The sequence below is a fragment of the Roseomonas acroporae genome (genome assembly GCF_023223525.1).
GTDB classification, from domain to species: domain Bacteria; phylum Pseudomonadota; class Alphaproteobacteria; order Acetobacterales; family Acetobacteraceae; genus Roseomonas_E; species Roseomonas_E acroporae.
The window spans coordinates 1-21,809 of the sequence record NZ_JALPRX010000070.1; the positions used below are offsets into that span (position 1 = coordinate 1).

19 protein-coding genes are annotated in these 21,809 nt (G+C 74.9%); 5 read left to right on the forward strand and 14 right to left on the reverse strand.

The features are described 5' to 3' along the window. Positions 1 to 219 precede the first annotated feature (219 nt). Entirely contained in the window at positions 220 to 1,146 is a 927-nt protein-coding gene (locus tag M0638_RS16015) for a tetratricopeptide repeat protein (protein ID WP_248668005.1), read from the reverse strand. 149 nt (positions 1,147 to 1,295) lie between these two features. Between M0638_RS16015 and M0638_RS16020 the strand changes: the two genes are divergently transcribed. After that, positions 1,296 to 2,321, forward strand: coding sequence for a Rossmann-fold NAD(P)-binding domain-containing protein (locus tag M0638_RS16020; RefSeq protein WP_345893037.1), 1,026 nt, complete (start codon positions 1,296 to 1,298; stop codon positions 2,319 to 2,321). Here M0638_RS16020 and M0638_RS16025 read toward each other — a convergent pair. After that, positions 2,277 to 3,050: an alpha/beta hydrolase gene (locus M0638_RS16025; protein ID WP_248668006.1), complete on the reverse strand. Its 774-nt coding sequence runs from the start codon at positions 3,048 to 3,050 to the stop codon at positions 2,277 to 2,279. The genes M0638_RS16020 and M0638_RS16025 overlap by 45 nt on opposite strands. Positions 3,051 to 3,373: 323 nt before the next feature. Here M0638_RS16025 and lysA point away from each other — a divergent pair, with 323 nt between their 5' ends. Beyond that, on the forward strand, positions 3,374 to 4,741 hold the full coding sequence (gene lysA / locus M0638_RS16030; protein WP_248668007.1) for a diaminopimelate decarboxylase: 1,368 nt from the start codon (positions 3,374 to 3,376) through the stop codon (positions 4,739 to 4,741). A gap of 166 nt (positions 4,742 to 4,907) precedes the next feature. Next, entirely contained in the window at positions 4,908 to 7,529 is a 2,622-nt protein-coding gene (locus M0638_RS16035) for a TIGR02302 family protein (RefSeq protein ID WP_248668008.1), read from the forward strand. A gap of 231 nt (positions 7,530 to 7,760) precedes the next feature. Here the strand turns inward: M0638_RS16035 and M0638_RS16040 are convergent, their stop codons facing one another. From M0638_RS16040 to M0638_RS16080, 9 genes are all read right to left on the reverse strand, one after another. Further along, positions 7,761 to 8,654: an ABC transporter substrate-binding protein gene (locus tag M0638_RS16040; RefSeq protein WP_248668009.1), complete on the reverse strand. Its 894-nt coding sequence runs from the start codon at positions 8,652 to 8,654 to the stop codon at positions 7,761 to 7,763. 48 nt (positions 8,655 to 8,702) lie between these two features. Further along, entirely contained in the window at positions 8,703 to 9,035 is a 333-nt protein-coding gene (locus M0638_RS16045) for a Rieske (2Fe-2S) protein (protein ID WP_248668010.1), read from the reverse strand. 3 nt (positions 9,036 to 9,038) lie between these two features. Then, positions 9,039 to 9,896 carry an ABC transporter permease gene (locus tag M0638_RS16050; RefSeq protein ID WP_248668011.1) on the reverse strand — a complete coding sequence of 286 codons (858 nt, stop codon included), beginning with the start codon at positions 9,894 to 9,896 and terminating at the stop codon, positions 9,039 to 9,041. 160 nt (positions 9,897 to 10,056) lie between these two features. Next, positions 10,057 to 10,890 (reverse strand): alpha/beta fold hydrolase, encoded by an 834-nt coding sequence (locus M0638_RS16055; RefSeq protein WP_248668012.1) that lies wholly within the window; start codon positions 10,888 to 10,890, stop codon positions 10,057 to 10,059. Continuing rightward, positions 10,890 to 11,702: an ABC transporter permease gene (locus M0638_RS16060; protein ID WP_248668013.1), complete on the reverse strand. Its 813-nt coding sequence runs from the start codon at positions 11,700 to 11,702 to the stop codon at positions 10,890 to 10,892. The genes M0638_RS16055 and M0638_RS16060 overlap by 1 nt, the downstream gene beginning before the upstream one ends. Before the next feature lie 94 nt (positions 11,703 to 11,796). Next, on the reverse strand, positions 11,797 to 12,621 hold the full coding sequence (locus M0638_RS16065; RefSeq protein WP_248668014.1) for an ABC transporter ATP-binding protein: 825 nt from the start codon (positions 12,619 to 12,621) through the stop codon (positions 11,797 to 11,799). 68 nt (positions 12,622 to 12,689) lie between these two features. Continuing rightward, the gene (locus M0638_RS16070; protein ID WP_248668015.1) at positions 12,690 to 13,793 is read right to left on the reverse strand and encodes an ABC transporter substrate-binding protein; all 1,104 of its coding nucleotides are present in this window, start codon (positions 13,791 to 13,793) and stop codon (positions 12,690 to 12,692) included. 391 nt (positions 13,794 to 14,184) lie between these two features. Beyond that, the gene (serA, locus tag M0638_RS16075) at positions 14,185 to 15,810 is read right to left on the reverse strand and encodes a phosphoglycerate dehydrogenase (protein WP_248668016.1); all 1,626 of its coding nucleotides are present in this window, start codon (positions 15,808 to 15,810) and stop codon (positions 14,185 to 14,187) included. Further along, positions 15,810 to 16,991 carry a phosphoserine transaminase gene (locus M0638_RS16080; protein WP_248668017.1) on the reverse strand — a complete coding sequence of 394 codons (1,182 nt, stop codon included), beginning with the start codon at positions 16,989 to 16,991 and terminating at the stop codon, positions 15,810 to 15,812. The genes serA and M0638_RS16080 overlap by 1 nt, the downstream gene beginning before the upstream one ends. A gap of 274 nt (positions 16,992 to 17,265) precedes the next feature. On the opposite strand from M0638_RS16080, the gene M0638_RS16085 reads away from it, so the two are divergent. Further along, complete coding sequence (locus M0638_RS16085; protein WP_248668018.1) at positions 17,266 to 17,964, forward strand: GntR family transcriptional regulator; 699 nt, start codon at positions 17,266 to 17,268, stop codon at positions 17,962 to 17,964. A gap of 54 nt (positions 17,965 to 18,018) precedes the next feature. Then, a complete protein-coding gene (locus M0638_RS16090; protein WP_248668019.1) occupies positions 18,019 to 19,377 on the forward strand; it encodes a dicarboxylate/amino acid:cation symporter in 1,359 nt (452 codons plus the stop codon). A gap of 80 nt (positions 19,378 to 19,457) precedes the next feature. Here M0638_RS16090 and M0638_RS16095 read toward each other — a convergent pair whose 3' ends face one another. The 3 genes from M0638_RS16095 to M0638_RS16105 are packed head-to-tail and all read right to left on the reverse strand — an operon-like array spanning position 19,458 to position 21,633. Next, positions 19,458 to 19,820: a DMT family transporter gene (locus tag M0638_RS16095; RefSeq protein ID WP_248668020.1), complete on the reverse strand. Its 363-nt coding sequence runs from the start codon at positions 19,818 to 19,820 to the stop codon at positions 19,458 to 19,460. Beyond that, the gene (locus M0638_RS16100) at positions 19,817 to 20,857 is read right to left on the reverse strand and encodes a glycosyltransferase family 2 protein (protein ID WP_248668021.1); all 1,041 of its coding nucleotides are present in this window, start codon (positions 20,855 to 20,857) and stop codon (positions 19,817 to 19,819) included. The genes M0638_RS16095 and M0638_RS16100 overlap by 4 nt, the downstream gene beginning before the upstream one ends. A 17-nt stretch (positions 20,858 to 20,874) precedes the next feature. Then, positions 20,875 to 21,633 (reverse strand): class I SAM-dependent methyltransferase, encoded by a 759-nt coding sequence (locus M0638_RS16105; RefSeq protein WP_248668022.1) that lies wholly within the window; start codon positions 21,631 to 21,633, stop codon positions 20,875 to 20,877. Positions 21,634 to 21,809 lie beyond the last annotated feature (176 nt).

Below are 21,809 nucleotides of genomic sequence, written 5' to 3' on the forward strand. Positions count from 1 at the left end.
TTCCGAGCCGCTGAGCGAGGACGCTCAGCTTGAAAATGCTCTAGGGCAATACCGGCCGATCCGGTCTTCCGCCTCCCCGCAACGGCGGCGCGCCGCTCCGCCTGCCGTTCAGCCGCGGCTTCCCCCGGGCCGGCTGGGAGGGCGGCGACCGGGGACGGGCAGGGGCAGGGGCAGGGGCAGGGGGGGCACGCGGGCGGCGAACCCGCCGCCCGGCCCGCTTCAGCGGCGCTGCGGCCCCGCCTCGTTCAGCGCCAGGTTCTGCTGCGCGAGGTCGGCGGTGGCGCTGTCCGGCGCCAGGGCGATGGTGCGCCGCCAGTCGGCCCGCGCCCCGGCGGTGTCGCCGCGAAGCTGGCGGATGATGCCGCGCTCCAGCAGCGCCTCGGGGTTGTCGGGCGCTGCCTCCAGGGCGCGGGCCACGTCGTCGGCGGCCAGCTCGACGCGGTCGAGGTGCCGCCAGGCGGCGGCGCGGAACACCCAGGCATCGGCGCGGCGGGGATCGAGGTCCACGGCGCGGTTGAGGTCCTCGATGGCGTCGGCGTAGCGCCCGGCCGCGGCCAGCGCCACGGAGCGGTCGACCAGCAGGTCGATGTCGCTGGGGGTGAGGGTCAGCGCCAGGGTGATGGCGCCGAAGGCACGGTCGGTGTTGCCGACCATCAGCCAGGCCTGCCCGGCCTGGGCATAGACGGCGGCGCGGGCGGCGGGGCCGGCATGGCTGCGGCCGGCGATCTGCTCCAGCCGGTTCGCCGCGCGCTCCGGGTCGCCGGCGGCCAGGATGGCCAGGGCGGCGCAGTGCTGCGCGCCCTCGCCGCCGCCGGTCGCCTCCCAGGCATCGGCGAAGGCGCGCGCCCCCTCGGCGTCGGTGCGCAGCAGGGCGAGGCAGCGTTCGTATTCCGGCCCGTCGGCCAGGCGCGGCGGATCCGGCGGGGTGGGCAGCAGCTCGTCGTCGGCACTGGCCGGGCTGTTGTCGCCGGTCGTCCCGGTCTCGGCGACGTCGACGGTGCGGGGCGGGGCCTCGGCCGCCGCGCCGCCGACCGGCGTCTCCGCGCCGTTCCGGAAGGATCCGAGATCGAGCTTCCAGACGGTGCCGGCACCCAGGGCCAGCACGGCGACCAGGGTGCCGAGCAGGAGGGGGCGGGCGGCGCGCATGGTGGCCCACTCTAGACGAGGCGGGGCAGCGGCGCCAGATCGCCGGGTCGGGCCGGAATTCCCGACGCTGCATCATTGCCCTCGCGGTGCGGCCGGTGCAAGGCGGGGCGATGCCGGGCGCGGCGGGCGCGGGGAGCGACGGGGACGTGATGGCGGAAGCATCGGGGGACGAGGCAGGCGCCGCATCCGGGCGGCCGGCGACGGGGCAACCGGAGACGGAGCGGCCGGCGGGGCAGCCGAAGACGGGGCAGCCGAAGACGGGGCAGCCGACGGGGCGGCTGGTGGTGGCGGGCCTCGGCTATGCCGGCATGGCCGCGGCGCGCGCCGCCGCGGCGGCGGGCTGGGTGGTGTGCGGCACGGCCCGCGACCCGTCGCGCCGGCCGGCGCCACCCGGCATCGAGGTGATCCCCTTCGACGCGGCGGGCCCCGCCATCGCCGCGGCGACGCATCTGCTCGTCACGGCGGCGCCCGGTGCGGCGGGCGATCCGGTGCTCGCCGCGCATGCCGGCGCCATCCGGGCGGCGCGGCGGCTCGCCTGGATCGGCTACGTCTCCACCACCGCCGTCTACGGCGACCGCGCCGGCGGGCTGGTGGACGAGGACACGCCGCCGGCGCCGCGCCAGGAGCGCGGCCGGCGGCGCCTGGCTGCGGAGCTGGGCTGGGCGGCGCTGGCGACGGGCCGCACGGTGGACCTGCTGCGCACGGGCGGCATCTACGGCCCCGGCCGCTCCGCCCTCAACGACCTGCGCGAGGGCACGGCGCGGCGGGTGATCCGCCCTGGCCACCGCTTCTCGCGCATCCACCGCGACGACATCGCCCATGCCGCCCTGGCGGCGATGGAACAGAACGCCGCCCTGGCGGCGATGGAACAGACGGCGGCCGGGAAGGCCGCCTCGGGCACGCGCGTGCTGCATCTCGTGGACGACGAGCCGGCCGAGAGCGCCGCGGTGGTGGAGGAGGCGGCACGGCTGCTCGGCGTGCCGCCGCCGCCCGCGCTCTCCTTCGCCGAGGCGGAGGCGGCCATGTCGCCCATGGCGCGCTCCTTCTGGTCGGAGCGGCGCGAGGTGAGCAGCGCCCGCACGCAGGCGCTGCTCGGCATCCGGTGGCTGTACCCGACCTACCGCGAGGGGCTACGCGCCATTCTGCAGGAGGAGCAGGGCGAGCGTCCCGCATAGCAGGGCGAGGTCCTGCGGGCGCGACAGGCGGTGGTCGCCGTCGCGGAGCAGGGTGAGCTGCACGTCGTCGCCCTCGATCGCCTCCATCAGCCGCAGCGCATGGCGCCAGGGCACGTCCGGGTCGATCTGGCCCTGGAGCAGCCGCACCGGGATTTCCAGCGGGATGGCGCGTCCGAGCAGCGCCTGCTGGCGCCCGTCCTCGATCAGCGCGCGGGTGATCGGCACGGGCGGGCCGTACTGGCTCGGCAGGTGGGCGACGCCCTCCACCGCCAGCGCCTGGCTCTGCTCGGTGGTCAGGGCCGGAAGCATCAGCTCGGTCACGAAGTCGGGCGCGGCGGCGACGCCGAGCAGGCCGCGCACCCGCTCCGGCCGGCGCAGGGCGAGGTGCAGCGCGATCCAGCCGCCCATGGAGGAGCCGACCAGGATCTGCGGCCCCTCGGTCAGCCGGTCCAGGACCGAGAGCGCGTCCTCGGTCCAGCGGCCGATCGTGCCGTCCTCGAAGCGGCCCTCGCTGGCGCCGTGGCCGGAATAGTCGAAGCGCAGGAAGGCCTGGCCGCGGCGGGCGCAGAAATCGGCCAGCGCCTCGGCCTTGGCGCCGGTCATGTCGGAGCGGAAGCCGCCCAGGAACATCACGCCGGGGCCGCGACCGGGCCGTCGTCGGTAGGCGAGGGCGGGGCCGGGGGAGGAGCCGGAGTCGCGGCGAAGGAATTCGATGGGGTCGGGCTGCATCCGGGCGACTCTGGCACGGGACGGGTGGCCGGTCAGGTCCGGCCTGGGGCATCCGGGCGTCATCTCGTCCGGCGCGTGGGACATCATCGCGCCCTGGCGCGTGGAACGTCATCGCGCCCCGGCGCGTGGGACATCATCGTGCCTGGCGTGTGGGACGTCATCGCGCTTGCCGCCTGGGGCGTCATCACGCCTTGGCGCGTGGGACGGCATCGCGCCCCGGCGCGTGGAACGGCATCGCGCCCTGGCGCGTGGAACGTCATCGTGCTGGCGCGCGGGACATCATCATGCTTGGCGCGCCCGTCGCCGCACCGCACATTAGCCGGATGGCTTCCCCCGCGCTCGTCCCGGCCGCTGCCGAGGACCCCTCCTTCGCCGAGCTGATCGCCCAGCGCCCGCACCTCTCCCTGCACGCCCTGGACGGGCTGACCATGGAGGAGGTGCCGCTCGCCCGCATCGCCGCCGCCGTCGGCACCCCCACCTGGATCTATTCCGCCGGCGCGCTGCGCCGCCGCTACGCCCGGCTGCGCGACGCACTGGCCGGGGCGGGGCTCGATGCCGGCATCCACTTCGCCGTGAAGGCCAACACCAGCCTCGCCGTGCTGCGCGTGCTGGCCGAGGCCGGCGCCGGGGCCGACGTGGTGAGCGAGGGCGAGCTGCGCATCGCCCGCGCCGCCGGCATCCCGGCCTCGCGCATCGTCTTCTCGGGCGTCGGCAAGACCGGGCGGGAGCTGCGCCTCGCCCTCGACGAGGACATCCACCAGATCAACGCCGAGAGCGCCGAGGAACTGGCGATGCTCTCGGCGCTGGCCGCCTCGCTCGGCCGCACGGCGCGGGTCGCGCTGCGGGTCAACCCGGACGTGGATGCCCGCACCCACGCCAAGATCACCACCGGCCTCTCGGAGAACAAGTTCGGCGTCGCCTACGACGAGGCGGTGGCGCTCTACGCGCGCATGGCGGCGATGCCGGGCATCCGGCCGGTCGGCATCGCCATGCACATCGGCAGCCAGATCACCGCCGGCATGGCCGCCTACCGCGCCGCCTATGCCCGCATGGCCGAGCTGGTGCGCGAGCTGCGGGCGCGCGGCCTGCCGGTGGAGCGGCTGGATGGCGGCGGCGGCCTCGGCATCCCCTACCGCGACGAGCCGGCGCCGCTGCCCGAGGCGCTGGCCGGCGCCATCCGCGCCACGCTCGGGCCGCTCGGCCTGCCGGTGATGATCGAGCCCGGCCGCTGGATCGCGGGGCCGGCCGGCGTGCTGCTGGCCTCCGTCGTGATCGAGAAGCGCGGCGAGGCGCGGCGCTTCGCCATCTGCGACGCCGGCATGAACGACCTGGTGCGCCCGGCCATGTACGAGGCGTGGCACGGCATCGTGCCGGTCGGCGCCGCCGCCCGGGCGGCGCCGCTCTCGCCCGCCGACGTGGTGGGGCCGGTCTGCGAGACCGGCGACACCTTCGCGCGCGGCCGCGCCCTGCCGCCGCTCGCCCCGGGCGACCTGCTCGCCTTCCTCGATGCCGGCGCCTACGGCGCGGTGATGAGCAGCACCTACAACGCGCGGCCGCTCGCCGCCGAGGTGCTGGTGGATGGCGACCGCTTCGCCGTGGTGCGCGAGCGCCAGGGCTTCGAGGCGCTGCTCGCCGGCCAGCGCGTGCCGGACTGGCTGGCGACGGGTCCCGCCGCGGAGGCGACGCCCTGACCGCCCCCGGCAGGACGGCGATGCGACGGCCGCGCGGCGCGACGCGCGGCAATCCCTCGGGCCATCCCCTGGGCCATCCCTTGGGCAATCCCCTGGGCCATCCCGCGGACTGCCTCGCGGGCCTTCCCCTGGGCCGTCCCGAACGAATCCTGCCGGGGAGATGCCGATGAGCGCCACCTCGACCACGCCGCTCGCGGCCCGGCTCGTCCGCTGGCGTGCCCTGGCGCGGCTCGCCCTCTGGTGGGAGGCGCTGTGGCCCGCCGCCTGGCCGGTGCTGGCGGTGCTGGGCGTGGGGCTGGTGCCGGCGCTGCTCGGCCTGCCGCTGCTGCTGCCGGCCTGGCTGCACCTGCTGCTGCTGCTGGCCTGGCTCGGCCTGCTCGGCTGGACCGGCTGGCGGGCCTGGCGCGGCTTCCGCGCGCCCGATGCCGCCTCGGCGGAGCGCCGGCTGGAGGAGGAATCCGGCCTGCGTCACCGGCCGCTCGCCGCGCTCGCCGACCGGCCGGTGACGGACGATCCGGCGGCGCTGGCGCTGTGGCGGGCGCACCAGCGGCGTGCCGCGGCGCAGCTCGGCCGGCTGCGGGTCGGCCTGCCGCGTCCGGGGCTGGCGGCGCGCGACCGGCATGCCCTGCGGGGCGGGCTGCTGCTGGCGGTGCTCGCCGCGCTGGTGGTGGCCGGGCCGGAGACGCCGGAGCGGCTGCGCCGCGCCCTGCTGCCCGGCTTCGCCCCGCCCGCCGCGCCGCCGGCGCTGCGGCTGGAGGGCTGGATCACGCCCCCCGCCTATACCGGCGCCGCGCCGGTGCTGCTGGAGCCGCGCGGCGGCGAGGTGACGGTGCCGGCCGGCAGCCGGCTGCAGCTCGCCCTCTCGGGCGGCGCCGGCGGCGCGCCCGAGCTGGTGCAGGACGGCGCGGCCACCCCCTTCCGCGCGCTGGACGGCGCCAGCTTCGGCGTCGAGGCGGTGCTGGAGCGGGGCGGCACACTGGCGGTGCGGCGCGACGGCGGCGAGGTGGCGCGCTGGACCGTGGCGGTGCAGGCGGATTCGGCGCCGGCCGTCGCCTTCACCGAGCCGCCCGGACGCGCCCGCACCGGCCTCGCCCTGCGCCTGCCCTGGCGCGCCGAGGACGACTGGGGCGTCACCGCGCTGCGCGCCGAGCTGCGGCTCGTGCGGCGGGCCTCGGCGCCGCCGCTGGTGCTGGCCCTGCCGTTGCCGGGCGGCGCGCCGAAGCAGGCGCGCGGCGCCGCCCAGCCCGACCTGTCCGCGCATCCCTGGGCGGGGCTGGAGGTGACCCTGCGCCTCGTCGCCCGCGACGGCGCCGGGCAGGAGGGCGAGTCCGAGACCGTCACCCTCGCCCTGCCGGAACGCAGCTTCAACCACCCCGTCGCGCGCGCCCTGGTGGCGCTGCGCAAGGCGCTGTCGCTCGATCCCGACGGGCGCGCCCCGGCGCGGCGGGAGCTCGACCAGATCGCCGCCGCGCCGGAGGCGTTCGAGAACGACACGGCCACCTTCCTGGCGCTGCGCATCGCCCGCTTCCGGCTGCAGCGCGACCTCCGGCCGGAGGCGGTGCCGGAGGTGCAGGCGCTGCTCTGGGACACCGCCCTGGCGCTGGAGGAGGGCCGCGCCGACCGCACCGGCCGGGCGCTGGCCGCCGCCCGCGAGGCGGTGCGCGAGGCGCTGAACCAGCCCCCCGGCGAGACGCCCGAGGCGCGCGCGCAGCAGCAGGCGGAGTTGCAGCGGCGCATCGAGCAGCTGCGCGAGGCGGTGCGCCGCCACCTGGAGGCGCTGGCCGAGCGGCTGCGGCAGGAGAACGCCGAGGCCCAGCCCTACGACCCGCAGGCGCGCAACCTCGACCAGCGCGAGATCGACCGCCGCGCCCAGCGGATGCAGGACGCGGCGCGCGAGGGCCGCAACGAGGACGCGCAGCGCGAGCTGGCCGAGCTGGAGGAGATGCTGCAGGCGCTGCAGGAGGGCCGCGTCGCCCGCATGCAGAACCCGCAGCGCCAGGGCCAGCGCGAGCGCGGCCAGCAGCAGATGGGCGCGGTGCAGGACATGGTGCGCCGACAGGGCGAGATGCTGGACCGCGCCCAGCGCCGCGCCGACGCCGACGAGCAGCGGCGGGCGCAGGAGCGGCGCGAGCTGGGCCGCTATCCCGGCCTGCGGCCGCCGCCCGGGGAAGGACGGCAGGGAGGGCCGCAGCAGGGGGAGCAGGGCTCCGGGGGCCGGCCGGACGCCCCGAGGGACGCCCAGGCCGATACGCGTCGCGACGCCCGCACCCAGCGCGCGCTGCGCCGCGCCCTCGGCGAGCTGATGCAGCAGTACGGCGACCTGACCGGCGAGGTGCCGGAGAGCCTCGGCCGCGCCGACCAGGCGATGCGGCAGGCGCAGGAGGCGCTGGGCCAGGGCGACGACCCGCGCGAGGCGCAAGGCCGGGCGCTGCGGGCCCTGCAGGAGGGCGGCCGCGACATGGCCGGCCGCATGCGCCAGCAATTCGGTCTCTCGCAGGATGGCGACGGCGAGGGGGAGGGCGAGCCGCAGGATGCCGCCGGCGATCCGCAGCGCGGCGGCGAGGGCGGCGAGCAGGCGCGCGAGCGCGGCGAGGGGCGCGACCCGCTCGGCCGGCGCGGCCGGGAGGCGGCCGGGGCCGCCGACAACGGCGCGGATACCCGCATGCCCGACGAGGCGGAATTGCTGCGTACCCGCCGGCTGCAGGAGGAACTGCGCCGGCGCGGCGCCGAACGTGAGCGGCCGCCGGAGGAGCTGAACTACATCGACCGGCTGCTGCGGCAGTTCTGACCCGTCGTATCCGGCACGACCGGCGCCACCGGTCCCTTCGCCGTCCCCCCGACGTGCGGGCCTTCCGTCGGGATGCCGTTGCCGGCTCGCTGTGAGCGTGGCGGCCCGAACGCCGGGATCCGGAATCGGGCAGGGGGGTCCGGGGGGCTTCGCCCCCGGCGGGAGGATGCAAGGAGGGCAGAGCCCTCCTTGCCGGGGTCCGGGGCGGCGCCCCGTTCCCGCACGGCGGCGTCAGCCGCCCAGCGCCACCGCCGCCGTCGATCCCGGCGTCTGCAGGCCGAGGTCGAAGCCGAGCCCGTCCAGCCCCGCCGCCAACCCCTCCGGCAGTCCGGGCGTGTAGAAGGGCGCGTCCCGGCGGACCAGTTCCGCGATCATTTCCGCCTCCTCGGCCGGGAACAGCTTCCGCCCGATCGCCGTGGCCCGCGCCGGGTCCTCGCGCAGCAGCGCCTGCGCCGCCGTGGTGGCGCGAACGATCGCCGCCGCCGCCTCGGGCCGCGCGCGCGCGAATTCGTCGGTGACGGCCATGACCGGCATGGTGGAGAGGAACCAGGGCGCCGCCACCGCGTCGCGCCGCGCGTCCAGCACCAGCGTGCCGATGCCACGCCGCAGCGCGATCTCGGTGCCCATGCCGTTGGCCCAGAAGCCGTCGATCGTCCCCGCTTCCAGGGCGCGGGCGGCGGCGACGCCGAAATTGGTGCGCTCCGTGCCGGGGATCGGCACGATGCCGATGTCGTTCGCCTCGGGGTCGAGGCCGAGGCCGCGCAGCAGGTGCCGCAGCGCCAGCCCGACGAAGGGCGCCGCGCCGATGCGCCGGCCGCGCAGCGCCGCGAGGTCGCCGCGCGCGATGCCGAGCGCCGCGCGCATCACCAGGAACCAGTACATGCCCCGGCTCTGCGCGCAGAGCAGCCGCACGCCGCGCCAGTCCGGGAAGGCGGCGAGCGCCGAGTGCGCCGAGCCGCCGACGATGTCGAGCTCCCCGCCGCGCAGCATGGCGTAGGAGCGTTCCACCGGCGCGACCATCTCCAGCGAGACGTCGAGCCCCTCGCGGGCGAGGCAGCCCAGCTCCACCGCCGCGATGGCGGGGAAGTAGGAGGGCGAGATCAGGTCGGGAATGGCGAGCTTCATGCCGCGTTGCCTCCGCTGGCGCGTCCCTGCCCGGATGGGACGCGGTTCTCAGTCATCCGTCACCACCCGCCCGTGCTCGACGCGGATGGCGACGGGGACGAGGTGCCGGCCCTCGCAGGGGCCGGCGACGCACAGCCCGTCGGCGAGGCGGAAGCGCGCATCGTGCTCGGTGCAGCGCAGGTGCCGCCCGCCGGGGCCGAGCAGCCGCGCCGCGTCGCGGTCGAGCGGGATGCCGCGATGCGGGCAGCGGTTGCGGTACGCGACCACGCCGCCGCCTTCGAGACGCAGCACGATGGTGCCGCCGTGCGGCCGCGCCGCGTCGGGACCGGCGAGGACCGGCACGCCGGGCTGCAGCGCGTCCACGTCGCAGAGCACCGCCACCGCTCAGAACTGCGAGGAGCTGATCGGCGCGCCGAACCAGCGCAGCACCAGCCACTCCGCCACCGCCACCACGCCGTAGAGCAGCAGGCCGAGCCCGCAGAGCAGCGTGACGGCGGCGAAGACCAGCGCCGTCTCGGCGGCGGCCGAGGCGAACATGACGATGTAGCCGAGCCCCTGCTGCGCGGTGACGAACTCGCCCACCACCTGGCCGATCATGGCGACCGTGGCGCAGATCTTCAGCCCGGCGAAGATGTGCGGCACGGCGTAGGGGAAGCGCACGCTGTGGAAGGTCTGCCAGCCGGTCGCGGTGAGGGAGCGGCAGAGCAGCAGCGCGTTGCGCTCGGCGCTCATCAGCCCGGCGGCGGTGGAGACGGCGACGGGGAAGAAGGCGATGAACAGCACGAAGGCGAGGCGCGAGGAGGGCCCCACCCCGAGCCAGACGATGAACAGCGGCGCCAGCGCGATCTTCGGGATGAGCTGGAAGAACACCACCAGCGGCTGGATGGTCTGGCGGATTCGGGTGGAGGCGGTGAGCAGCGTGCCGAGCGCGATGCCGCCGCCGGCCGCGAGCAGGAAGCCCGCCGTCACCTCGCGCAGCGTCACCAGCGTGTGCTCCAGCAGGATCGGCCAGGAATTGGCGAGCACGGACCAGACCGCGCTCGGCGGCACCAGCACCATGGCGGAGACGCCGCTGGCCCGCGCGCCCCATTCCCACGCGGCCAGCGCCAGCGCGGCGGTGAGCACGGGCAGCAGCACGCGCCGCGCCGCGCGCCACAGCGCCTGCCGCCGCTCGCGCATCGCGGCGTTGGCGGCGATGGCGGTGCCGGGGGTGGTACCGGTGGCGAGCGAGGCGCCGGACATGCTCAGCGCCCCCGACCGGCCCGGACGGGATCGCCACGAAACGGGCGGCAGCGCGGGCGGGTGCATGGATGCGGCATCGGGCGGGCTCCTGGCGCAGGCCCGGACGGGGCGCACGCGCCGCGCGGTCCGGGAAACGCGGAAGTCTCGGGCGGGCGCGGCATCAGGCGGGGTGGTGCCGCGCCAGGAAGCCGTCGAGCAGCGCGGCGAAGGCCGCCGGCTGCTCCACCGGCAGGATGTGGCCGGCCTCCGGGATCAGGCGCAGCGCGGCGCCGGGGATCAGCGCCGCGATCTCCTCGGAATTCGCGGGCGGCGTCAGCGTGTCGGCCGCGCCGGCCACGACGAGGGTCGGGACGGCGAGGCCCGGCAGCCGGTCGCGCAGGTCGAACCCGTAGGCGGCGCGCACCGCCTCGTTCAGCGGCGCCATCGGCATGGCGGTGCGCCAGGCGAGGAAGCGGCGCAGCGCCTCGGGATTCGCCGCGCGCCAGCCCTCGGAGAAGATGCTCCGCGCCGCCACCTCGGCCGCCGCCGCCGGGCCTTCCCGCTCGGCCGCCGCGATCCGCGCCTCCATGTTCTCCCGCGCCGCCGGGTGCGAGCGGCAGGCGGTGGAGGCGAGCACGAGGGAGGCGACGAGGTCGGGCCGCGCCAGCGCCAGGGCCTGCGCCACCATGCCGCCCTGCGACAGCCCGACCAGGCAGGCGCCGCGCACGCCGAGCGCATCGAGCAGCGCCGCCCAGTCCTCGGCGAATTGCGCGATGCCGTACGGCCCCGGCGGCGCGTCGCTGCCGCCATGACCGCGCGTGTCGGCGGCGACGACGCGGTGGCGCGGGGCGAGACGCGCCAGCGTCGGGTTCCACAGCGTGTGGTCCCAGCCGAGCCCGTGCAGGAACACCACCGGCTGCCCCTTCCCGCCCTCGGCCACCAGCATGGCGAGGCGGGGCGTGGCCACGCGGCGCGGCGGCGGCAGGCCGGCGGCGGGCGGGAACCAGCCCGCCATCAGCCGCCCCGCCACCAGCGGCGGGCCGCCTGCTCGCCCAGCGCGATCAGCCCGTACAGGGCGAGGCCGAGCAGGCAGAGCATGCCGATCGCGGCCAGGATGCCCGGCGTGTCGGCGCGCGAGCTGGCGAACAGGATGTAGTAGCCGAGCCCGGCGCGCGCCGAGATGAACTCGCCCACCACCACGCCGATGAAGGCCATGGTGGCCGCCACCTTCAGGCCGCTGAACAGGAAGGGCAGCGAATAGGGCACGCGCACAGCGAGGAAGGTCTGCCAGCCCCGCGCGTTCAGCGAGCGGCAGAGCCGCAGCGCGTTGCCGTCGGCGCTGGCCAGGCCCGCCAGCGTCGCGATGGCCACGGGGAAGAAGCTGACGAACACGGCGAAGGTCAGCCGCGAGGCGGAGCCGATGCCGAGCCAGAGCACGAAGAGCGGCGCCAGCGCGATCTTCGGGATGAGCTGGAACAGCACGAGGTTGGGATAGAGCGCCTCGCGCAGCCGCTCGGAGGCGGAGAGCGCCGCGGCCACGGCGACGCCGAGCAGGGAGGCGATCAGGAAGGAGAGCACCGCCTCCAGCCCGGTGTAGCGGGCATTGTCCAGCAGCTCGGGCCACACCTCGGCGGCGCGCCGCAGCACGGCGAGCGGCGAGGGCAGCAGCACGGTGGGGATGCCGGACAGGTCCGCCGCCGCCTGCCAGAGGGCGAGCAGCACCAGGGTGAAGCCGACCGGCAGCCCGATCGCCCAGCCCCATTCGCCGACGCGCCAGCCGCGCCGCGCCGGCGCGGCGACCGGCAGGGCGAGCGCCGTTTCGCTCATCGGGCCACCCGCCGCGCGCCGGGCCGCCCTTTCCGGCGCCCAGACCGGCAAGCCAGGGGCCGGTAAGCCAGGGGCCGGCAAGCCAGGGGCCGGCTCACGGCGTCGCCGCCATGGCCGGCGGCGCGCCGGCGCCGCGCGGGCCGCGCTCGATCAGCCCGCGCAGGTGGCGGACGAGGCGGTTGAACTCCTCGCTCTCGCCGATCGACGGGTCGCGCGGGCGGGGGAAGGGGATGCGCAGATCCTCGACCACGGTGGCCGGGCGCCGCGTCATCACCAGCACGCGGTCGGCCAGCAGCACCGCCTCGCGGATCGAGTGGGTGACGAACAGCGCGGTCTTGGGCTGGCGGTCCCAGATGCCGAGCAGCGCCTCGTTCATCTCGTCGCGCGTCATCGCGTCGAGCGCCGAGAAGGGCTCGTCCATCAGCAGGATGTCGGGATCGGTGACCAGGGCGCGGCAGATCGCGGCGCGCTGGCGCATGCCGCCCGAGAGCTGGTGCGGCTTCTTGTGCTCGAAGCCGGTCAGCCCGGTCATCGCCAGCAGCGAACGGGCGCGGTCCATGTAGTCGCGCACCGGCCGCCGCATGATGCGGACGGGGAACAGGATGTTCTCCAGCACCGACTTCCAGGGCAGCAGGGTGCTGTCCTGGAACATCACGCCGATGCTCTCGCGCGGACCGGTCATCGGCATGGAATCGATGCCGATGCGGCCGGAGGTGATGGATTCGAGCCCCGCGCACATCATCAGCAGCGTCGACTTGCCGCAGCCCGAGGGGCCGAGGATCGCCACGAACTCCCCGCGCGTGACGCTGAAGGAGACGTCGGAGACCGCCTCCACCGTGTCTCGCCCGGTGGCGTAGACCTTGCGCGCCGACTCGACCTTGATGAAGTCCGGGCGCGGCGTCGGCGGCCGCGCCTGCACGCTCCCCTGGGGGCCGGCCGGGACCGGGCTTGCCAGCGCCGTGGCCTTCGGGGCCGAGGCAGGGGCGTTCAACGCAGGTAGCGGCCGAACTCCGCCGCTCCGTCCCGCGCCTGCTTCAGCTCGGCCTCGCTCATGGAGACGCCGCCGAGGTGCTCGTTGGTCATGATGTCGGCCAGGCGCGGACGCTGGTCGCCGGCCGCGCCGAGGGCCGCCATGGTCATGTCGATCATGCCGTCGAAGGGCTGGGGCGGGGTGTAGCCGAGCGGCTGGTCCTGCACCTCGGCCGGCGGGATGGCGGAGTAGCGGAAGATGCCGAGGCCGACCCGGATCGTCTCCTGCGCGCCCGCGGTCAGCGCCATCTCGGGCACGGCGCGCATGAACAGGCGGATCGATTCCGCCGGGTCGAGCAGCGCGAACTTCATCCCCTGCATCAGCCCGCGCGCCACCGCGTCGCAGAGCGCCGCGTCGGTGCGCAGCCGCTCGCGCTGCGTCATCAGGTAGTTGCCGTAGAAGCGCATGCCGAAGGCGCTGTAGAGCATGAAGCGCGTCTGCACGCCCTGGGCGGCGAGGCTCGGCGCAATCGAGCCGGCGAAGCCGCAGATCGCGTCCACGGTGCGGTCGGCCAGGATGCGCTGGCGCACCTGCGGATCCACCGTGACCAGCCTGACCTTCGAGAGATCGAAGCCGGCGCGCTGGGCGAAGGCCGGCAGGAACGGGTACTCGCCCGAGGTGGTGGTGCCGCCGAGCTGCTTGCCTTCCAGTTGCCTCGGCTCGGCGATCGGGCTGCCCGCGAGCACGCCGATGCCCATCTGCGCGTCGTAGCCGCTGCACGCCAGCCCGACCAGCGGCAGGTTCTTGGCCGCCTGCTGGATCAGCGAGGAGGAGGCGGCGATGCCGAAGTCGAACTGCCCGGCCCCGGTCGCCTGTGCCGCCGCCACCGAGCCGTAGCCGCGGCTGATCTGCACGTCGAGACCCTGGTCGGACCAGTAGCCCTTCATCCTCGCCACGAAGGCGAACAGGTTCGAGCCTTCCGCCACCCAGGGCAGGGTCAGCGTGACGCGGCGCAGGGACTGGGTGTTGGCCGGGCGCGCGAGCAGCGCGGGCGTGGCCAGGGCGCCGGCGGTCACGAGGCCGCCCAGGACGGCGCGGCGTGTGGGGCGATGGCTGGTCATGGATGCTCCCGAAGCGCTCCGGGTCCTGCCGTGGCGCCGGGACCGGACAATGCCCGCGACGCGGGCCCCTGCCGGCGCGGGCTGCGCAGGTGCGGATCTGCGGGGCTGGGCAGCAAGATCCGTGCCGGGTGCCGACGCGGCGCGCCGCCCCGGGTGAGGCCGGCCGGCCATGCGGCGGGCTGCGCAGGAATGTGGCATCCGCCACACGATGCGGCGGACCGCCGGCGCGGCGGCGCGGATTTCCCCCGGGGGGGTCGCCATGCCGGCCTCCAGGCCGAGGAAAGGGCCCGGCGGCCGGGAATCCCGACCCGGAGCACGTGAAGGCGGGAGGGTCCCGCCCTTGCGCGGGAGCGGGGAGGGGGGCGGCGAGGCCGGGGCCGCCCCGGCCCGTTCAGAAGGCCAGCGCCGTCGCCTGCCGCACCAGCGGCAGGTCGCGGATGCCGGCCAGCACCTTGTCCGGCACCGGCCCGTCCACCGCGACGAGGCAGACCGCGTCGCCGCCCGGGGCGGCACGGCCGAGGTGGAAGGTGGCGATGTTGATCCCCGCCTCCGACAGCGCCGTGCCGAAGCGGCCGATGAAGCCCGGCCGGTCCTGATTGGTGACGTAGAGCATGTGCGGCGCGAAGTCGGCCTCCACCGCGATGCCCTTGAGCGAGACGAGGCGCGGCCGGTCGCCGGCGGAGAGCGTGCCCTCCACCGTGCGCTCGAAGCGGTCGCAGGCGATCGCGACGCGCAGCAGCGTCTGGTACTCGCCGGAGCGCTCGCGCGTGGTCTCCACCACCTCGATGTCGCGCTCGCGCGCCACCACCGGGGCGTTGACCATGTTGACGCTGTCGAGCACCGCCCCCAGCACCCCGGCCACGGCGGCGGCGGTGAGGGGGCGGCGGTTCAGCTCGGCGGCGTGGCCCTCGTACTCGACGCGGATGGCGCGGATCGCCCCCGCCGCCTGGCCTTCCGGCGAGGCGGCGAGCTGCCCGGCCAGCGCGCCGAGGCGCTGCGCCAGCGCCATGTAGGGGCGCAGCCGCGGCGCCTCCTCGGCGCTGACGCTGGGGGTGTTGACGGCGTTGCTCACCGCGCCGGTCAGCAGGAAATCCGCCATCTGCCCGGCCACCTGCAGCGCCACCTTCTCCTGCGCCTCGGCCGTGGCGGCGCCGAGATGCGGCGTGCAGACCACGTTCTCCAGCGCGAAGAGCGGGCTTTCCGTCGCGGGCTCGGTCTCGAACACGTCGAGCGCCGCGCCGGCGAGGTGGCCGGAGACGAGCGCCTCGTGCAGCGCCGCCTCGTCCACCAGCCCGCCGCGGGCGCAGTTGATGAGGCGCGCGCCGGGCTTCATGCGCGCGATCGCCTCGCGCGAGATGACGTTGCGCGTCTGCTCGGTCAGCGGCACGTGCAGGGTGACGAAGTCGGCGCGCGCCAGCAGCGCGTCCAGTTCCAGCTTCTCGACGCCCAGCTCCAGCGCCCGCTTCTCGGAGAGGTAGGGGTCGTAGGCGACGACGCGCATGTGCAGCCCCTGCGCGCGCTCGGCGACGATCGCGCCGATGTTGCCGCAGCCGATCACGCCGAGCGTCTTGCCCGTCACCTCGACGCCGAGGAAGCGGTTCTTCTCCCACTTCCCCGCCTTCGTCGAGGCCGAGGCCTCCGGGATCTGCCGGGCGAGCGCGAAGAGCATGGCGATGGCGTGCTCGGCCGTGGTGATGGCGTTGCCGTGCGGCGTGTTCATCACGACGACGCCGCGCGCCGTGGCGGCGGGCACGTCCACGTTGTCGACGCCGATGCCGGCGCGGCCGACCACGCGCAGCCGGTCGGCGGCGGCCAGCAGCTCGCGCGTCACCTTGGTGGCGCTGCGGATGGCGAGGCCGTCATAGGTGCCGATGATCTCGCGCAGCGCCGAGGGCGCGAGGCCGGGGCGCAGATCCGCCTCGATGCCGCGGGCGCGGAAGATCTCCACCGCGGCGGGCGAGAGCTTGTCGGCGACGAGGACGCGCGGCTTCCCCTGCCGCTCGAAGGTGCCGTCCATCACTCGGCCGCCTTCGCCGCGTATTCGGCCGCGACCTGGGCGTAGGCCCAGTCGATCCAGGGCAGCAGCGCCTCGATGTCCGCCGTCTCGATGGTGGCGCCGCCCCAGATGCGCAGGCCGGGCGGGGCGTCGCGGTAGCTGGCGGCGTCGAGCGCGACACCCTCCTTCTCCAGCAGCGTGGCGACGCGCTTGGCGGCGGCCGCCTTCGCGTCCTTGTCCAGCGCCGTGAACCAGGGGGCCGTGAAGGTGAGGCAGATCGAGGTGCAGGAGCGGGTGCGCGGCGCCTCGGCCAGGAAGGCGGCCCAGGGCGTGCGCTCCACCCAGGCGGCGACGGCGGCGAGGTTGGCCTCGGAACGGCCGATCAGCCCCTTGAGGCCGCCCACGGATTCCGCCCAGCGCAGCCCGTCCAGCGCGTCCTCGACGCAGAGCATGGAGGGGGTGTTGATCGTCTCGCCGCGGAACAGCCCCTCGTTGATCTTCCCCGCCTTGGTCATGCGGAAGATCTTGGGCATCGGCCAGGACGGGGTGTGGGATTCCAGCCGCTCGACCGCGCGCGGCGAGAGGGCGAGCATGCCGTGCGCCGCCTCGCCGCCCAGCACCTTCTGCCAGGACCAGGTGACGACATCGAGCTTCGCCCAGGGCAGGTCCATGGCGAAGGCGGCGGAGGTGGCGTCGCAGACCACCAGCCCCTCGCGGTCATCGGCGATGAAATCGCCGTCCGGCATCCGCACGCCCGAGGTGGTGCCGTTCCAGGCGAGCACGAGGTCGCGCTTCGGATCCACCTGCGCGAGGTCCGGCAGGCGGCCATAGGGCGCCTCCAGCACGCGGGCATCCTTCAGCGCGAGCTGCTTCACCACGTCGGTCGCCCAGTCCTTGGAGAAGCTCTCGAAGGCCAGGATGTCCACGCCGCGCGGCCCGAGCAGGGACCAGAGCGCCATCTCCACCGCGCCGGTGTCGGAGGCGGGGACGATGGCCAGCCGCCAGCCCTCGGGCATGCCGAGGATCGCCTTGGAGCGGTCGATCACCTCGGCCAGCCGCGCCTTCGGGGCGGCGGCGCGGTGCGAGCGGCCGGTGAAGGCGCCCGCGAGGGCCTGGAGCGACCAGCCGGGGCGCTTGGCGCAGGGGCCGGAGGAGAATTGCGGGTTGGACGGGCGGGTGGCCGGCTTGCCGGTGCTGCTCATTGCTTGTGCTCCCTTCCAGAAGCAGATGCGCCCCGTTGGGGGGGCGTGGCCCGGGACGGAGCCTAGGCGGGGCCCCGGCAGCCGGCAAGCCGGGCACCGGCAAGCCCATGGATTGGGCACCGGCCGCCTGCCGCGCGGGCAGGAGGCGGCGCGCGCGGCCCCGGATTGCCTTTCCAGCCAGCAGCGAGACTGTGGCATCAGGCTTGCATACAAGATTTGGCGATCAGATCCGCCCATCAGTCTCGCATGCAAGCGTGAAAGGCAGGCCGGCCCCGTGGAGCAGCCATCCACCCCCATCGACCGCGTGATCGTGGACGCCATCCTGGCCGGCCGCATCCGCGCCGGCACGCGCCTCGGCGAGCAGCAGCTCGCGGCGCTGTTCGGCGTCTCCCGCACCTCGGTGCGCGAGGCGCTGATCCGGCTGGAGGCGCGCGGCATCCTGCAGGTCAGCCCGCGCCGCGGCTGGTTCGTGATCGAGCCCTCGCTGGAGGAGGCGCAGGAGGCGTTCCAGGCGCGCTGCGCCGTCGAGATGGGCATCCTGCTGGCCATGAAGGACATCCCGCCCGAGACCATCGAGACGCTGCGCGAGCACGTGCGGCGCGAGCGGGAGGCGATCGCGGGCGACGACATCGGCGCGCGCTCCTACCTGCTCGGCGACTTCCACGTCTGCATGGTGGAGGCGCTCGGCAACCGCACCCTGGCCGAGATCCTGCGCGACCTCACCGCGCGCACGGTGCTGATCTCGGCGCTCTACCAGTCCACCCACGACGCCACGGAATCCTGCGACGAGCACGAGCGGATCGTGGCGCTGATGGCGGCCGGCGACCTCGCCGGCGCGGCCGCGCTGATGGTGACCCATATCGGCCATGTCGAGGCCGGACTCACGAGACGAATCGAGCGCGACCCGCTGCTCGATCTCCGGCAGGCGCTGCGGCTCCTGCCCAAGGGCGCGGACGCGAAGCAGCGTCCCTGAATCCCGAAGCAGACAGCCAGAGACACGACCACCGCCTCCCGGAAAGGTTCGACCATGACCCCCTCCCTCCCGGCCGCCGCGAAACGGCCGCCGCTCTACAAGTCGCTCTTCGTGCAGGTGCTCGTCGGCCTGCTGTTCGGCATCCTGCTCGGCGTCGGCGCGCCGGAATTCGCGCAGGGGCTGAAATTCTTCTCCGACGCCTTCCTCAAGCTGATCTCGATGATCGTGGCGCCGATCGTGTTCTGCGTCGTCGTGCACGGCATCGCCGGGGCGGGCGACCTCAAGAAGGTCGGGCGCGTCGGCGTCAAGGCGCTGGTCTACTTCGAGGTGATGACCACGGTGGCGCTGGTGGTCGGCCTGCTGCTGGCCTGGCTGTTCGGCCCGGGCCACGGGATGAACGTCAACCCCGCCTCGCTCGACGGGCAGGCGCTGAGCCGCTACGCCAACAACGCCCACAGCCTCCAGAGCGGCGGCATCGGCGGCTTCATCCTCAACATCGTGCCGACCACCGCCTTCGACGCGCTGGCGCGCAACGACGTGCTGCAGGTGCTGTTCTTCGCCGTGATCTTCGGCACCGCCCTCTCCCTGGTGGGCGAGAAGGGACGGCCGGTGACGGCGCTGATCGACGCCGTCTCCACCGTGCTGTTCCGCGCCATGGGCATGATCGTGCGCCTCGCCCCGCTCGGCGTGCTCGGCGCCGTGGCCTACACGGTCGGGCGCTACGGCGTCGGCTCGCTGCAGCAGCTCGCCTCGCTGGTGGTGCTGTTCTACGTGGCGGTGGCGTTCTTCGTGGTGGTGGTGCTCGGGCTGCTGATGCGGTTCGTCGGCCTCAGCCTGTTCCGCTTCCTCGCCTACCTGCGCGAGGAGCTGACCATCGTGCTCGCCACCGCCTCCTCGGACGCGGTGCTGCCGCAGATCATGCGCAAGCTGGAACGGATGGGCGTGCGCAAGGAGGTGGTGGGGCTGGTGATCCCGACCGGCTACTCCTTCAACCTCGACGCCTTCTCGATCTACCTCACCCTGGCCGTGGTGTTCCTGGCGCAGGCGACCAACACGCCGCTCTCGATCGGCGACCTGCTGCTGATCCTGGGTGTCTCGCTGGTCACCTCGAAGGGCGCGCACGGCGTGCCGGGCTCGGCCATCGTGATCCTGGCGGCGACGCTGAACGCGGTGCCGGCGATCCCGGCGATCGGGCTGGTGCTGGTGCTCTCCGTCGACTGGTTCGTCGGCATGGCCCGCGCGCTCGGCAACCTGATCGGCAACTGCGTGGCGACGGTGGTGGTCGCGTCCTGGGAGAAGGACATCGACCTTGCCCAGGCGCGGCGCGTGCTGGCGGGCGAGGTGGTGGTGGACGAGACCACCGACGCGGTGATGCCGGGAGAGATGACGCCGGCGGGCCAGCCGGCCCACTGACGGCGGGGAGGGCGCCGCCCTCCCGCCCCTTTCCGCCAGGGGACCACACCCCTGGCGGCCCCGCCGGGGGAAGACGCCCGTCAGGCCGTCGCCAGCAGCAGCACCCCGCAGCAGATCAGGGCGATGGCGCCGACCTGCCGTGCCCCGACCGTCTCGCCGAAGACGAAGTAGCCGATCAGCGTCACCACCACGTAGGAGGCGGCGGTGCAGGGCAGCGCCACCGACATGGGGATGCGCCGCAGCGCCACGATGTAGAGCAGGGCCGCGCCGCCGTAGAGGCACATGCCCACCACGGTCTCCCAGCGCAGGATCTGCGCCATGAAGCTGCCGAGCGGGCCGGCATCGAGGTCCGCGACCGTGCCCGTCGCCCCCACCTTCAGCAGCACCTGCCCGAACACCGACGTGAAGATCGCCGCCGCGAGGGCGAGCCAGAACGGCATCATGCCGGGTCTTTCCGCCCCGGCTCCGCGCCCGTGCCGGCGGGCACGATCAGCTCGCGCACCACGCCCTGCGGCTTGCCGTTGGCCGACAGGAAGGCGCGGCCGACATACTCGCCGAGCACGCCGAGGATCAGGAACTGCACGCCGGCGATCAGCAGCATGGTGGTCATGGAGGAGGCCCAGCCGGAGGGCGTGCTGCCGGTCAGCGCCTCGGTGACGGTCAGCAGCGCGCCGACCAGCCCGAGCGCGCCCATCGCGGCGCCCGCGAACACGGCGAGGCGCAGCGGCAGCACCGAGAAGTTGGTGGCGAGGTTCAGCCAGAGGCGGATCAGGCGCTTGACGGTGTAGTTGGAACGCCCCTCGACGCGCGCGAAGTGCTTGACCTCGATGCTGTCGATGCGCTGCGTCACCTGCATGACCAGGCCGTCGATGTACGGGTAGGGGCCGGAGTAGCGCGTCACCTCCCGCACCACCAGCGCCGACATGCAGCGGAAGGAGGAGAGGTAGAGGCCCTTCGGCTTGTCCAGCAGCCAGTCCGCGATCTTGTTGGCGAAGTGGGAGCCGAGGTTGCGCCAGGGCGCGTGCTTCTTCTCGGCATAGCGGGTGTAGACCACGTCGAGCCCGTTCAGGCGCGTGTGGTCGTAGAGCTTGACCACCTCGTCCGGCGGGTTCTGCAGGTCGTCGTCCATGGTGATGACGTAGGCGCCCCGCGCGTGGCGCAGCCCGGTCATGACCGCGTTGTGCTCGCCGAAGTTGCGGGCGTGCTCGATGTAGATCACGGGGATCGTCGCGCCGGCCTGGAGCGCGCGGCAGACCGGGCCGGAATCGTCGGGGCTGCCGTCGTTGACCAGCACCACCTCCAGCCCGCCCTCGGGGCGGAGCTGCGAGAGCGCCTCCACCAGCCGCCCCACCGTGGTGGCGCCGCGATAGACCGGCACCACGATGGAAAGGCCGACGGGATGGCGGCCGGCGGGCGGGCGGGCAGCCGCGGGCAGGCTCAGGTAGTGGTCACCGGCGCCGAGTGGCGGCAGCGTGTCCATGGCGGAAGGCTCCTCGGTCACGGCCGGGTCGCCACTGCCAGCACGGATCCGCCGGCCGGGAAGGCGATCCCGTGCATCATCAGGCGCCGCTCCAGCGCCGTGACGGCATGCAGCATGCGGTCGAGGCGTGGCGGAAACGGGGCGACGTCGCTGGCGTCGTCGTGACGGCCGCGAAGCACCTTGCGCTGCAGGATCATCAGCGGCAGCAGCAGCGCGTTCCAGTAGCGGGTCTCGATACGCTCGAACCCGGCCTCGCGCAGCAGGGCGGCGATGCCGCGCGCGGTGAAGCGGCGCGCGTTGTGCACCCGCCTGTCATGCGCGGAATGCAGCCAGGCGAAGGCGGGCAGGTTCAGCGCCAGCGTCGCGCGCGGGCGCAGCACGCGGCGCAACTCGGCCAGCGCCTCGGCCGGCCGCACGGCCGCGTGGCAGAGGACGTCCAGGCTGACGGCGGCACCGAAGCTCGCCGGCGCGAAAGGCATGGCGTTGATGTCGCCCGCGACCACCGGCGCGCCGGACTTGCGCCGCGCCGCGGCGGCGGCGGCGGGCGCGTATTCCAGCCCGATGGCGGGGCCGAAGGAGGCCGGCGGCGCGGACCGTTCCGGCAGCGCCTCGCACAGCCGGCGCAGCACCCCGCCCGTGCCGCAGCCGGCATCCAGCACCGGCCCCTCGGCGCCGGGCCGGCGCGCCAGGACGGCCAGGATCTGCGCATGCGCGGCCCGGTACCACCACATGCGGTCCTCGACCGCCTCCATCAGCGCGTACTCGGCTGCTTCCAACGGGCACTCCAACGGATCGGGCCGACAGGGCCGGCGGGCGTGTCAGGCCAAAAGGTCAGGCCAGAGGGTCAGGCCAAAGGGGATCGGCGATGCCGGCGGGCCGGCGAGGAACGGGGCCCTGACCGGCATGGTCCGGGGGAATAGTTTAGTTTTGACATGGCAAGGGTCGCGCCAAC